10 protein-coding genes are annotated in these 14,798 nt (G+C 41.8%); 2 read left to right on the top strand and 8 right to left on the bottom strand.

Annotated elements, in window-relative coordinates; translation table 11 throughout:
* Window positions 1-61: 61 nt before the first annotated feature.
* The 5 genes from ligD to R2Q85_RS02140 form a co-directional block, all read right to left on the bottom strand.
* Window positions 62-2,695 (bottom strand): DNA ligase D, encoded by a 2,634-nt coding sequence (gene ligD, locus R2Q85_RS02160; RefSeq protein WP_316810095.1) that lies wholly within the window; start codon window positions 2,693-2,695, stop codon window positions 62-64.
* 64 nt (window positions 2,696-2,759) lie between these two features.
* Window positions 2,760-3,248, bottom strand: a complete 489-nt coding sequence (locus R2Q85_RS02155) for a CHRD domain-containing protein (RefSeq protein ID WP_316810094.1) — start codon at window positions 3,246-3,248, stop codon at window positions 2,760-2,762.
* 62 nt (window positions 3,249-3,310) lie between these two features.
* On the bottom strand, window positions 3,311-3,493 hold the full coding sequence (locus R2Q85_RS02150; RefSeq protein ID WP_316810093.1) for a hypothetical protein: 183 nt from the start codon (window positions 3,491-3,493) through the stop codon (window positions 3,311-3,313).
* Window positions 3,480-4,661 carry a PepSY domain-containing protein gene (locus R2Q85_RS02145; protein ID WP_316810092.1) on the bottom strand — a complete coding sequence of 394 codons (1,182 nt, stop codon included), beginning with the start codon at window positions 4,659-4,661 and terminating at the stop codon, window positions 3,480-3,482. Before R2Q85_RS02145 ends, R2Q85_RS02150 begins: the two co-directional genes overlap by 14 nt.
* A 45-nt stretch (window positions 4,662-4,706) precedes the next feature.
* Window positions 4,707-7,139 (bottom strand): TonB-dependent receptor, encoded by a 2,433-nt coding sequence (locus R2Q85_RS02140; RefSeq protein ID WP_316810091.1) that lies wholly within the window; start codon window positions 7,137-7,139, stop codon window positions 4,707-4,709.
* Between the two features lie 175 nt (window positions 7,140-7,314).
* On the opposite strand from R2Q85_RS02140, the gene R2Q85_RS02135 reads away from it, so the two are divergent.
* Window positions 7,315-7,527 (top strand): hypothetical protein, encoded by a 213-nt coding sequence (locus R2Q85_RS02135; RefSeq protein WP_316810090.1) that lies wholly within the window; start codon window positions 7,315-7,317, stop codon window positions 7,525-7,527.
* Window positions 7,528-7,667: 140 nt separating this feature from the next.
* Here the strand turns inward: R2Q85_RS02135 and R2Q85_RS02130 are convergent, their stop codons facing one another.
* Window positions 7,668-9,677: an ATP-binding protein gene (locus R2Q85_RS02130; protein WP_316810089.1), complete on the bottom strand. Its 2,010-nt coding sequence runs from the start codon at window positions 9,675-9,677 to the stop codon at window positions 7,668-7,670.
* Window positions 9,678-9,727: 50 nt separating this feature from the next.
* Window positions 9,728-12,640, bottom strand: coding sequence for a PAS domain-containing protein (locus R2Q85_RS02125; protein ID WP_316810088.1), 2,913 nt, complete (start codon window positions 12,638-12,640; stop codon window positions 9,728-9,730).
* Window positions 12,641-12,773: 133 nt separating this feature from the next.
* On the opposite strand from R2Q85_RS02125, the gene R2Q85_RS02120 reads away from it, so the two are divergent.
* Entirely contained in the window at window positions 12,774-13,598 is an 825-nt protein-coding gene (locus R2Q85_RS02120) for an ion transporter (RefSeq protein WP_316810087.1), read from the top strand.
* A gap of 37 nt (window positions 13,599-13,635) precedes the next feature.
* On the opposite strand, the gene R2Q85_RS02115 is transcribed toward R2Q85_RS02120, so the two are convergent.
* Complete coding sequence (locus R2Q85_RS02115) at window positions 13,636-14,700, bottom strand: substrate-binding domain-containing protein (protein ID WP_316810086.1); 1,065 nt, start codon at window positions 14,698-14,700, stop codon at window positions 13,636-13,638.
* Window positions 14,701-14,798 lie beyond the last annotated feature (98 nt).

The raw sequence follows: 14,798 nt of genomic DNA, 5'->3' as shown, positions 1-14,798 counted from the left end.
CAAATGTAATTAATACATATATATGTAGTACATAAAATTAATTATTCTAACTTATTTTTATTTAACTATTGCCAAAAACACTTTTGGCTTTATGGATCGTTTTTTCCAGGTCAATTCCTTTTCCCAGTACCCCTTTAAATAGATCCCCTTCACCCTTCAAGCGTTCCAGCGCATTAAAAATGCTAAAGTCAGTCATTTTTAAACCAGGTTTCACTTCCTCCCAATGCAGGGGCATAGAAACCGTTGCGCCTGGTTTTGGTCGCAGTGAATAAGGCCCCGCAATAGTCGCCCCTGGACGATTTTGTAAAAAGTCGAGGTACATTTTTCCCTTACGCGCCGGAATCATCCGTTCCAGACTTGTAAAATCCGGAATCTGCTGGTGAACAAGACTGACAATGATCCTGGCAAACATCTGCGACTGGTCATAACTATATTGTGCAGCCAGGGGAATATAAATGTGGATACCGGTAGAACCGGATGTTTTGCAGAAGCTGGGTACATCCATCTGGTCGCAAACCTCCTTTACCGCAAGGGCAGCTTCTACAACCTGATCAAAACTCTGCTTATCCGGATCAAGGTCGATCACACAATAATCAGGGTTGTCTGGCGAATCTACCCGGCTAAACCAGGGATTCATTTCAATGCATCCAAGAGATGCCATCCAAAGCAAGGTGGCTTCATCATCCCCCACCAGGTACTCTTTAGCTTCGCCCTCAGCAGTAGTATAAGGAAAAGTTCTGGCCCAGTCCGGTGCCTTACCTTTTACATCTTTCTGATAAAAACTTTGACCGTTAATACCACCTGGAAAGCGGTTCAATGACATGGGCCGGTCTTTCAGGTAAGGTAATATATACTCCGCAACCTGGTAATAATAATTGAACAGGTCTCTTTTGGTTACCTGGTCTTCTGGCCAGTATACTTTGCTCAGATGGGTGAATTTCAGTTCATGTCCACAAACTTTACGAACCTGAGTCTCATCATTAGGATTTAGTAACGTTTTGCGCGCAGCGGCCCTGGGCGGCTTAATTGCCTTTGCATGTTTATTTGTTTTAGCCATGTCTTCTGCCTCCATATCTAAATCTATAACAGCTTTGGTTTCAACTGCTGCCTCCCTTGTCACATCTTTTGCTTTCTTATCTATCCGCATGCCCTGAAAAGAAGGGTGTCTGAATACTCCATCCGAAGTTACTTCTGCATAAGCCACCTCACAAACCAGTTCAGGTTTCAGCCAGGTTGCCTTTGCTGCAGGTGGATTCGGACGAAAACGGGAAGGCTTGTTCACATCCGGAACTTCATCAAAAGGACTTTTAGTAATCATTAATGGCTCAAACTGCTTCATCATTTCCTTTTGTAACTGGTCGGAAAAACCCGTACCTACCTTACCTGCATACTGTAGATGGCCCTTTTCATAAACGCCCAGCAGTAAAGAACTGAATTGTTTAGAGCTGCCGGCATTTTTGGTAAATCCTGCTATCACTACCTCCTGTCTTTTGTTAATTTTAATTTTCAGCCAGTCGGTACTGCGGTTGCCGGGCGTATAGGTACTGCTTCCTCTTTTGGCAATAATACCTTCCAGTCCCATTTTTTGAGCAGCCTCAAAAAACTCGGTTCCTTCGGCGGTAAATATCTTACTCAGCCGGATGCGGTCATCGTCCTGCGGCAATATACTTTTTAAAATGGTTTGCCGCTGTAATAAGGTTAAGCCGGTAAGGTCCTTACCATCATACCAGATCAGGTCAAAAACATAGTACACCAGTTCGCCATCGGCCTCGCTACGCCAGTTTTGCAGCTCAGCAAAGTTGGAGACCCCTTTATCATTCAGCACCAGTATTTCTCCGTCTACAACTGCATCAATTTTCCAGTTTTGCATGACCTCGTAAATGGGGTAAAATTTTTCGTTGAATGGTTTATTATTGCGCGAGACCAATTGCACATCGCCATTTTTCCGGCTGAAGCCAAGTGCCCTGTAACCATCCCATTTCACCTCATAAATCCAATCCGGATCATCAAATGGCTCATCAACCAGCGTGGCCAGCATGGGTTTCATGCCAATGGGTATCTTTTTTTTCGGTGCTTTTTCCAGTTTTTCCTCGTGGCCATGCTGCCATACTTTATCGCTGGTCTGTTCCATTGCAGCAATGGTTTTGCCGGATAGCACTGATTTATCCTGTTTGGTGATATCGGTCGTAGCTGCATGGTCATCCTTATGTTTGATCAGCAACCAGCCATTCTCGCCCATGCCATGGGTTTTAACCAGGGCAAATTCACCTTTTAATTTTTTTCCATGCAGTTTTATCTTGAGCGATCCATCTTTCAACTGTTTCCGCAGATGCTTATCCTGCGCTTTTTTTCCTTCAATTTCCTCAATAGGTTCATAGACACCCTCATCCCAAACAATCACCGTTCCACCACCATATTCTCCTTTAGGAATCAAACCCTCGAAATCTTTATAATCGTAAGGGTGATCTTCCACCATCATGGCAAGCCGTTTCACTTTAGGATCGGTAGATGGTCCTTTCGGTACTGCCCAGCTCTTTAATACCCCTTCCATTTCCAGCCGGAAATCATAATGAAGGCGCGAGGCATCATGTTTCTGGATTACAAAATGTAACTGATCATTAGTTTTAGATTTACCAGCTTTTGGTTCAGCCGTTTTCTTAAAATCGCGTTTCTGGCTATACTTATCAAGTCCCATGGCATCATGTTTTCTCAGGGATTAACAATCCTGCGCCGGCATAGTTTCTCTTTATTCGCTAAAACTAGAATTTAATATTCCCTCTTAATTCTCCACCAGGAATTGTGGAACTGTGTACATTTAAATACCATTTGCCTGCAAGCAGCTGGCTTATTTCTGCGTCGGTAAGCACACGTGTTTCTCCCGACATGCTTCCTGAACTGGCTGTTGTAAAACCAGTAATTCCTATAACAACAACAGAACTTTTGGTATCCGAGCCATCTTCAGCTCCGTGAAAGTGCATATTTGTGGTTGTTGCAACAGTTGAACCAAGCTGCCATGTAAAACTATAAGTGATTGTTTTTGTATCAGGGTTAAATACAACATCCCCCATGCCTGTACCCGTGCTGGTGTTGGCAGGAACTTCCTGAGCACCGGAAAACATAACATGGGCTTTCTTTTTAAGGTCAACAGGGTCTTTATCTTTGTTCTTTTTACAGGCTGAGAAAGAGACGAATAAAATAACAGCTACAGCGATTGCTTTAGAAATCCGGGCAAATGATTTTGTTTTCATAATAGATAAGTTTATTTACTTATCTATACGTTAGTAATTGCTAAAAGGTTGCCTGTTGTGTTTTATTTAAAAAACCTCAGGCCATATTTAAGCATCACATAAACCGGAAAAGTTAATGCTATCCAGGACAACACATGCCAGACCCCAATGCCCATTATCGCCAATAACAAGCCTAAAATGGTAACTACTGCCAGCAAAATGGGAATGCCCCATACTTTAAAAAGGAATTTGTTATTTTTCTGCATCCTCTTGAACGGTTGATAAGGTTAGTGATCCGGAGGATGCTGCCATAAGTCTTTTTAACTGAGCTGATCTCGCCTTGCGTCTGGCGAGCCAGAGGTAGATCCCGGAAATCAATACAATAATGGTCGCGATATCAAAGATTGCCCATATCACCTTCATTGGCATCCCCCCATAATCTCCAAAATGAAAAGGCTGAGAGATAAAGATTGTTTTAAGGTACCACGGAAGATCTCTCATATCTGTCAGCTCACCCGTTTTGGCATCTATCAATGCAGGCTTAATGATTCTGGAAGTCAACGGAGTAGTTCCGATCATATATACTGCATAGTGGTATTTACTGGAATAAAGTGTACCTGGATATGCCACAAAAGATACATCCATACCGGGAGCAGCTGCTTTAGCTGTCTTAACAGCGGCATCCAGCGAGCTTAAGGTTCCAGTAACTTTAGGTTTGTCTTTGTATCCAGCGATCATTTCAGCCAGCTGCCCGGCCTTCCAGTTGTCCAGCGCAGGGTCCACTAAGGTATTTATAACTCCCGTTAGGCCTACCACAGATGCCCAGGCCAGTGTTACGATTCCAAGCAGGTTATGTAAATCCAGCCATTTTAATCTTAATGACTTTTCTGTCCTGACCATCCCAAAATCAAAACGTTTCATGATAGGCCCATATAACACAACACCAGAAATAATGGCTACAATAAAAAGCAAACCCATAAAACCCAGAAAGAGCTTACCAGGTAAGCCTGCCAGCATCTCCACATGCAGGTAATACATCACCAGCATAAAATCCATTTCATTGGGCGGCGTATCTAATACTTTGGCAGTATACTCATTCATGTTTAAATAATGATCTGCTTCAATAGGCGCTTCACTGGAATCTGCTACCACAACAAACATTTGTCCGGGATGGTGGTCTGTATCCCAGGACACATACTTAACAGCCTTTACAGGTACATTTTTTAAGGCCTCATCGAGCACTGTATCCTTTGAAGGCAATGGAGTTCCGGGAGCAATAGCGGCAACTTCCTGTTCCTTGCCCAGCATGTGGTCAATTTCCTCATAAAATATAAGCGGTAAACCGGTCAGGCAAAGCATCAGCAAAAACACTGTGCAGATCAGGCTGGTCCACTTATGAATATCAAACCATTTTTTAACCGTTTTAGCGTTCATAAGCTGTATTAAAAATCATTGAATGAATTAAGGAGTCATTTTTCACTAAAACTTAAAGGCGATACTTCCGGCAAAACTTCTTTGTCTTTGCGGATTAATAGACCAGTAGCCTATATAATACTGCTCGTTCGTGATGTTGCTGGCATTAAAAGCTACCCTAAATTTGCTGCAGTTATAAGACACCGTTCCGTTTAACAAAGTATAGCTTGGCAGTTCAAAAACACCGGTAACACTATTGTCAATCACCACGTATTTTCCGGCGTAGTTTCCGCCTAAGCCCAGCCCAAAGTTTTTAAAGGTACCATGTTCAAATTTATAGTTAGCCCATAAATTTACCTGGTCAGCAGGTCCCTGACCTCCCGGTGCCCTGCCTGGTTCATTATAAAAATCTACGTTAGATCCTTTCAGGACTTTTGAAGAATTGTGGCTATATCCTGCAAGAAGAGTTAGTCCGCTTACCAAATTAGCATTAACATCTATCTCAAAACCCCTGCTCTTTACTTTTCCACCTTGTATTTGATTGTTGGGATTTACAGGATCGGTATACACCCGGTCACTTATTTTGATGTTGTAATAAGACAAGGTCGCACTCAGTCTGTCAGACAGCAAATTGGTTTTTATACCAAACTCAAGCTGGTTGGCATGCTCTGGCTTGAACGATTGTATTTCGCCGGTTGGATTGCCATCCATATCGTAAACACTGCCGGGAGCAACATTAACAAAGGCATTCATGTAATTGGCAAAAAAAGATATTTTGTCAAGTATAGGCTGATATACCAGACCTAATTTTTGCGAAAGGGCAAACTGATTGAAATTATCTTCATCATCTTCTTTGTCTCCAGGAGATACGAAATAATCTGTCCTTAAACTCAACATAGCCGAAAAGCCCGACGTAATATTAACCACATCAGAAACATATGCACTATATGAGCTGTTTGAAATATCAGTATCAAAATCCGGATCATGCGTCAGTAAACCATCTACATAAGATTTTGTAAGCTGAGGTACAGCAACATACTCAACCGGATCAGGACCCGGTGTAGTAAAATCAACAGAGTTGCCCTGAGGGGTTACATACCTGGCTGTTGCATAGTTAGTACCCTTATTGATCACATTGCGGTTAAAATAATCCAAACCAACTAACAAGCGGTTTCTTATGCCGGCAATCTTAAAGTCGCCGTTAAAATTTTGCTGTACATCAATCGTCCTGGTATTGTTGTTTTCCCTGGTAATGTCCTGAGGAAAGAAATTATCAGGGGTACTGTCGTCAAAAATATAAGTATAATAGCCATCAGATTTTACCCATCCCGCTGACACTACGGTTTGGGAATTCCACTGGTCCGACAACTTATAATTCATTTGCGCCTGAATATTAGACCTCGGGTTGTTCATCGTCAGGCTGTTGCTCGTGAACGATTCTTTTACATTAAGGTTTAGATCTTCAACTGTTGTAAAAGGAAGCGCGGTAGCACGGTCCGAATGAAAGAAAACAGGCGGTACTGCTCTCTTCTCATGGTATATTTCAGCCATCAAATCAAACTTCAGTTTGTAATTTACTTCGTAAACCAATGCTGGAGATACAAAGTAAGATTTCTTAAAACCTGCATTCTGAAAACTATTCTCCTTATGGTAGGATGCATTTAAACGCAGTGCAATCTTTTCGGTCTTGCTAAGTGGAGTATTCACATCAACGGTTACCCTGTGCAACCCAAAGCTTCCTATATTATAAGCAACTTCTCCCCCGGTTGTATAATATGGCTTTTTAGTAATGGTATTGATCACACCTCCGTATCCATAAAAACTGGCACCAAACAAAGTTGCCGACGGGCCTTTGATCACCTGAATTTCTTCAACGTTGGCGACATCCATATTTCCACTCGTCAGTCCTGGAAGCCCATTGATTAGATTGGGCTGCGCATCAAATCCCCGCAATGCAAAATAAGAACCACCATCGCCACCACGTCCGGTAGACTCCCATGTTCTGTTGATACCAGGAACATTTCTCATGGCATCATCATAGCTTGTGATCACCTGTTGCTTTAAGACTTCTGTTGGCACAACATTATACACCTGTGGGTTCTCCAGATTTTTTAATGGCATTTTTGCTACCGCAGCCGTTACCTTATTTGCGTTTCTTGAAGATATGATCACTTCCTCTAACTGATCTGCATTTTCATTTAGTATAAAATCAGCAGCCGTAGTTGCGCCAGCATTTACTTTAACAGTTTGTTCCTGTTTTACCAAACCAATAAAGGTGGCAATTAAGCCATACGTACCCGGTTTAATCCCCTTTAACTGATATTTTCCTTTTTTATCGGTTAAAGCAGTTTTTCCGATTCCTTTGATATTTATAGTTACAAGTTCCGCGGGTTTTCCATCAGAGGTTTTTACGGAACCGCTAATAATACCGGTCTGCGCGTAAGACAGACTCACAGAAAAGAAGAGTAAAACAAGGCAATTGGTAATGCTTTTTATCATGGTTTAAATTGTTTGATCGATGCAAACCTACTATTTAAAAAGATTCTAAACAATATTATTTAAAATTAATCTAATTAATAACAAAAAAATATAGCAGACAGGCTACACTTGTTCGGCCCGGAATTTGATAGTTGATAACAAGGTCGTTAGCTTTAATTAAGCGGAAAGGAACAAAATGTATAACAGGAGCTTAAATATCAAATCAGATAACAAAAAAGTAATAGATTTTAACATTGTGCAGGCAGAACAGAAAGCACGTGAAAGGGAACTTTCTAGATCTTCAGCAGCGCAAAACGATGTTGCCCGCAATATGAAAAACAAAAAGCTTGCTTTGGAAACCATAGCCGAAATTACCGGTCTTTCTATAGCAGAAATTGAAGCGCTATAATGTTAACAAGGGCTAGACAACTTTCCACCTCGTTATTAGCTCGTCAATGCCTCAGTCGTACCTTGTTCGCAAAAAGTACCCGTTTTGCGAACAAGGTACGCGCAAGGTATGAGCAAAGTACGACCAAGGTGGATAATTGTCTAGCCCAATGGCAAAGTAAACCAGAAAGTGCTACCTTTTCCTTCAACACTTTCTACGCCAATCTCACCGTCATGTTTTGAAATAATTTCTGCACTGATGTAAAGACCCAAACCCAGACCAGTCTGATCAGAATGGCCTACACGAAAATAACGATCAAACAGAAAAGGGATCTTATCTGCCGGAATTCCTGGGCCTTTATCGGACACAGATAATTTCGCCACATTCTTGATCTTCTCGACATGAATTGCAATTACCTTAGATTCAGGCGCATATTTGGTGGCATTGGTAACAATATTGCTGATCACCTGCTCAATGCGTTTGGCATCACAGATGACCTCAAGATGTTTGTCACCGGTAATCACAATATCATATGAGTTCTTAGTCAAACTGGTTTCACAACAATCCTCAACTAGCTTACTCAAATTAACAACAGTCCTTTTTAAGGGTAGGCCGCCTTCATTTAACTGATCAGGATTTAATAAATCAGTGATCAGCCCACTTACCTTATCTGCACTTCTGCCAGCTACATCAATTAGATTTTGCATCCGTTCTGAAGAATCATGTTTCATTCGGTGCAACAGCTGCATGGATGCCTTTAAGGAGGCTACTGGTGTTTTAAGCTCATGAGTAGCAATATTGATCATGTCGTCTTTTTTTTGCTGCAGCAATTTAAGCTCATGGATATCTGTGGCGGTGCCTATCCAGAACAAAACCTCTTCAACTTCGTCCTTGATGGGCTGCATATGGATCAGGTACCAACGGTAATCTCCCTTTGCAGCCCTTATACGGAGCTCATAACTCCCATTGTCTCTGCTTTTAATGATAGTTTTAAACTGTTCAATATGATATTTTAAATCATCAGGATGCACCACTTCGGACATGTTTCCGTCCTTTTTTTTACCCACATCAATACCTGTATAGGAATGCCACTGTTCATTGTAAAAGTTAACTTCACCGTCAACCGTATTTGTCCAGGCAATTTGAGGAATTGCATTCAACAGCCCCCGAAAATGTCTTTCGTTCTCTTCAAACTCCAAACTCAGCAGCACAATATCTGTTACTTCATAAACGAAGATCATCAGGCCGTCTATCCTTTCATGCGAATCATAGCGGGCCTGGCAAATGAAATTAAAGTACCGGTCTTCTGACCTTAAAGTTGTTTCGTTAATCAGGGGGATCAACCATTCATTGCCCTGGAATGTTTTGCCATTTTGGTAAACCTTTTTTAAAATGTTCCATATTTCCAGTTCTCTAATTTCAGGAAAAGCAGATAAAAAGGTCTTACTTAAAAGATCGCGTTTAGGGAAAAGCTTAAAAAAAGACGGGTTAACAAACTCCAATACAAAATCGGGCCCGTCCAAAATACAGATACCAGCAGAAGCCTGCATTAAAAATCTCCTGAGCCGGTCGCGCTGATGTTCCGGTATCTCATTCAGTTCTTCCTGGGTCTGTACCAGCTCATCATTAACGGCTTCGAGTTCTTCAGCAACGGCTTCCCGTTCCTGGCTACCCTGTTCAATCTGTTCACCTGTACTGGCCAGTTCTTCTCCTAACGCTGTTTCCATCACAGGTACAATATCCTGAAGTTCCTGCTCCGGATCACTTCCCGATATACCGTGCCAAATGATCAGCAAACAATCAACCATCCTGGCCGGCCCTGAGATAGGCACAATTTCTATCTGCCAGAGCTTTCCTTTATCTGAACCATCCAGGTTCGCGTATTCTTTAAAATTTAAAACGGGGACTTTGATGGTTTCCTGGTTGCTTTGCGCCAGTGATAAGCTGTTCAGCAGTATACTAAGGTCATTGGATTCTTTTTCAAATACCGGCTTAAACACCTCAGTAACTGCCCTGCCAACCATATTATGGCCGGCTGTCCGGCTAATCATCTGGTGTTTATGGTTACGGGTTATGATGGTGAAATCAGGGCCATCAGCTTTAACCAACACCATTGGAATCGTCGCATAGTTAAATACGGACTGGAACAATTGTTCATTAGAACCTATCATTAGGCAGGAAAATTAATAATCCAGCAAAGATAAGCTAACTATTCTGTAAACTACAGCGGCAGGCTAAAAAAGAAAGAGGATCCAATACCTATTTCACTTTCTACCCAAATCCGGCCTTTATGCAGCTTAATAATCTCTGCACATAGATACAATCCGATCCCAAAGCCGGATATTGTTGTGGTATGTTTGGTTTCCACCCGGTAAAAGCGATCAAAAACTTTACTGATTTCATGTTGCTTGATACCCATGCCCTGGTCTTTAACTTCAATCACGACTTCGGCCTTAGTAAGCTTACAGATAATTGATACTACCTTACCCAAAGGAGAATATTTAACAGCATTGCTCAAGAGGTTAACCAATACCTGGGCAATTTTTTCCCTGTCGGCCAGAATTTCAACAGCTTCACAAAAATCTACAGTAATTTCATGCTGATTATATATCAAACCCGCTTCTTCGGCTACCTCTGCTACAAGCTGGCCCATATGTGTAGGTTGAAGGTTCAGCACCAGCTTTGCAGATTCCAACCTGGCCACATCGAGAAAACCTTTAATCAAAGAATGCATTTTTTCTACCTGCCCAAGTGATTTTTCAGAAATGGTACTGAAAAAAGCATGCGCTGCAGTATCATCGCACTTGCCCTTCATCAACTGCAGGTAGCCCTTCAAACTCGTTAACGGGGTTTTCAACTCATGGCTAACAATAGCAATAAAATCATTCTTGCGAATCTCCTCCAGTTTATGGGCAGTAATGTCTAATATGGTTCCTGAAAAATGTGCTGTCGATCCAGGCTCAGCCGGATACAATTTTCCTGTTGCCCTTAGCCAGCGGAGTTGTCCGTCTTTATAACTTTGAATGGGGTATTCCAGCTCAAATCTACTGCCCTTTGCAATGGCCTCTTCTATTGCCTTAGCTACGCTTTCGCGATAGTCGTCGGTAATCAGGTTTAATGCATCATTATAGGTCATCACTTCATCAGTCTGGAAACCGAACAACTCTTTCATTCGTTCAGAAGCTATAAATTCCATATTTTCGGTGTTGACGTACCATGTACCCAGTTCGGCCGACTGCACTGCCTGCTTTAATTGTTCCTGCGCCCATTCCACTTGTTTTCGGGCCTGCACCCAGGGGGTAACGTCGCTGAGAATAACCAGCAACCCAGTTACGCGCCCCTTTTCGTCCTTAAGCGGATGATATAAAGAATGTACATAGGCCTCCCTAAGCCCTCCGTTGTGGTATAAATTTATTTTTAGTTCATTATTTACGCGCGGAATACCAGTGTCGTAAACTTCATGGAGCCATCCAATCATCGGCTGCCCCTGAAGTTCTGGTCTTGCCAGTTCATGCGGTTTACCAATCACCTCCTCCCTGCTCCGTCCCCAGATCTTTAAAATATTCTCATTTGCCAGGTCAATCACCAATTCTTTCCCTTTAAGGAAACACATACCCACAGGCGATTGATCAAACAGACCACGAAACCTGGTCTGATTATCCTTTAAGCGTTCAAAGAGCTGCTTTAAATCTTCCTGGGTTTCAAAAAGTTCATCGTTGGTAGCCACAAGCTCTTCATTTGCCGCCAAAAATTCTTCATTCAGTGTTTCCAGTTCCTCCTGCCGTTGCTGCAGCATCTTTTTTCCTTCAGTGAGTTCTGTTACCTCATTTACACTGGCCAGTATGGCCTCTACCTTCCCTTCAAGATCAAAAAGCGGATCGTACGAGAAATCGACATAGATCTCTTTAGCTGTTCCATCAGGCAAAGCGATCGTAGCCTTAGCTGCCGGACTCGCCACCCGCTCGCCGGTATCAAAGATATTCCGGAGCAAAGCCGGAAAGGGCTGGTCTGCAAGCTCTGGAAATACATCTGTCAGGTTTTTATCAACAACCGCTTCTTCAGTACGGCCCCAGATTTCCAGCATCTGCTGGTTGGCAATCTCGATGCGCATTTCCTTCCCTTTAAGGATAGTGAGGCCAATTGGGGTAGTCATCACCATCCGCTTAAGCTGATGGGCACTTTCTTCAACTTCCTTACGCGCCCTAACCTGCTCCGTAACTTCAGTAGCTACTACCATGATACTCAGCGTACGGCCAGCCTCATCTTTAATGGGATGGTAAACAAAATTGAAATAACCTTCCTTAAGTACTCCTGAATATTCCAGTACAGCCATTACTTCATTTCCGTAAAAAGCTTTCCCAGTAACAAATATATCGTCAAGTATGCCCAAAAAAGCCTGGCCTTCAAGTTCCGGCAAAGCCTCATGTAAAGCTTTACCGATAACAGCATGGTTTTTTCCCCATATTTCCAGCATCCTTTTATTGGCTGAGTCGATCAGCAGGTCTCTGCCTTCCAGTACGCCAATGGCCACAGGTGCATCCTCTACAATAAATCTGGCCTTTTGCTCACTGTGTTGCAACTCAAGGGTACGCTGCTGTACCCGAAGTTCCAGCTCAGCATTTAACAATTTTAAGCGTTCCTGGGTGTTCAGCAATTCCTCGTTAATCGCAGTCAATTCTTCATTTGCCGCTGCAAGTTCCTCATTGGAAGTCGCAAGCTCTTCATTAAGCTCCTGATTATTATCCAGGAGATCATCACGTTCTTCCTTTGAGGCTGTTAATGCCTGTTCCTGCGATATACGGGCTGTTACCTCATGTAAAGTGCACATCAGGTATGCTGTAGCAGCACCTGAAACATCCGTTATCGGATGGATTTCCAGTTCCAGCCAGGTATGCTTATCTGTATGGGTATCCAAAACGGGATGCAGTACCAATACCTCGGCCTTTTCCATAACTTGCAGATACACTTCTTCGAGGTTCAATTCGGGATAAAGTTCAGCTATGTTCTTCTGGTTTTGCCATGCAGCATTACTGCTAACCACTATAAAATCTGGAAGTTCAGCTTTAAGAATTAGTCTTGCTTCAGCAAGCTGGTTAAATAGGATCTGGAAAAGTGGGTCTTTTGAATGGTGCATTGAGGTAAAAGTCGTGATTTCTGATTCAGGAAAAAAACAATTTATTTTTTTTAACACAATTGTAAATGCAGCTGCATGGTCGCAAACAATCAAGACCAGTCAACAAATCAGTATAAAATGTGTTATCCTATCAATGGCATCACCTACAACAGCAAACTGGCGTTTCAAATTACACGAAACCATTTATGAATCCAACACACCAGCAGGCAAAGCCTTTGATGTGGCGCTCCTCTTTGCAATATTTGCTAGCATTGTTGTAGTCATGCTGGACAGCGTACAAAGCATTCACAACCAATACGGAAAACTTTTCAGTACGATAGAATGGATTTTCACCGGACTTTTTACCGTAGAGTATATCCTCAGACTCATCAGCATCAAAAAGCCTGTTAAATATGTATTTAGTTTGCTGGGCATTATAGACCTCATCGCATTGATCCCAACCTATTTGAGTTTTTTCTTCATCGGCGCACAATCCTTGCTGGTATTTAGGGCATTAAGGTTGCTGAGGGTTTTCCGGATCTTTAAACTTGGCCAGTTTATTACCGAAATGAATTTCTTAAAACTGGCCCTTAAAGGGAGTATCAGAAAGATCAGCATATTTCTGCTTACCGTACTTACGCTTACCGTTATTTTGGGCTCTGTCATGTATCTGGTAGAAAAACGGGAAAACGGATTTTCCAACATTCCGGAAAGCATTTATTGGGCAATAGTAACCATCACTACAGTAGGCTATGGGGACATTTCACCCATCACCCCGATAGGTAAATTTGTAGCTTCTGTAGTAATGCTGATTGGCTACGCCATTATTGCTGTACCTACCGGCATTATCACGCACGATCTGGCCTTAGCCGCCCGGCAAAAAAAAGAATTACCGGAATCATGCCCTGGTTGTGGCAGTGAGGGTCATGACAGTGATGCATTATTTTGTAAATTCTGCGGTTCGTCCCTGTTCAAATGAACCGTAAGTTCTGGAATGAAAAAACTAGAAAAATCGCTTAGTTTCTGTAAAACTGATAGTTTTCTTTAGTAATGATGTCTATTGGCATATGGTAGATTTTCTCAACCGGGCTAGTATGAACAAAATGTGTATAAAGTGCCATTATCCCCCTGTATCCCTGCTCAATCGGTTTTTGACAGATCAAAAAATCAATGGTCTGTTTTTTAAGGTATTCGATATTATCTGTTAAAAAATCGAAACCGATCAGCTTTATATTTTCAATTTTTTCCTGTTCCAGGTACCTTGCAACAGAAGATACGCGTGAGTTGGTCACAAAGATCAGGTTTATCTGATTTGATTTCAATACAGTCGACAAGCTGGTCTTTACCGAATCGTAAGCAGTATCCCTGATATCGACTTTCAGGATCTCGTTGTCTTTATGGTTATCTGAAAAGTATTTCCTGAAACCTTCTTCTTTTCTAAGCAAATGGTGATGGTTGTCTATCTCTTTTGAAATATTAACTACCAGTACTTTATCCTTATCTTTTAATAAATATCCGGAAATGTGCGCAGTGAGGTATCCGCTATGGTACAGATCAGGTCCTATATAGCATAAGCTGTTCTTATCAGGAATATCCGAATTGATGAATACACAAGGCATATTCCTTTTGCCGCATTCATCTACAAACTTACTGGACTCTTCTATAAACATCGGCGCCAGCAATACTCCATTAAAATTCCCCTTAAGTACCAGCTCTGATTGTTTTTCAAAAGATTTTTTATCATTCTGATCAAAAAGAAAAGTCTCTATCTGGATCCCATAAGAAGATATTTCCGACTCAGCCTGCAAAACACCACTTAATGGCGCATTCCAATAATCCGTTTCTTTAGATACAGAAGGAATAATTACTGCAAAACGCAGGATCTGTTTGGAAGCCAACCTCCGGGCAAGGATATTTGGTTTATAGTTTAATTCCTCTATAATTGCGTCAATCTTTTCCTTTGTTTTGGCAGAAACCCCTGTTCTGTTGTGCAAAACCCTATCAACTGTGGCTATGGAAACGTTTGCCTTTCTTGCGATCTCACGTACGCCAACCAATGCTTTCTCTTCAGTTCTTTTCATTCTTATTTCAGGTAATCTAATGGCTATAAATTTGCACTTATTTTATCAAATAAAATAAATACAGCAATAAAAAAACAAAATTATTTTTTAATTAAGGA

The organism is Pedobacter heparinus (genome assembly GCF_032678725.1).
GTDB classification, from domain to species: Bacteria; Bacteroidota; Bacteroidia; order Sphingobacteriales; family Sphingobacteriaceae; genus Pedobacter; species Pedobacter heparinus_A.
Note: the sequence above shows the minus strand (reverse complement) of the source record. Positions and strands in the feature narration are given on the sequence as shown.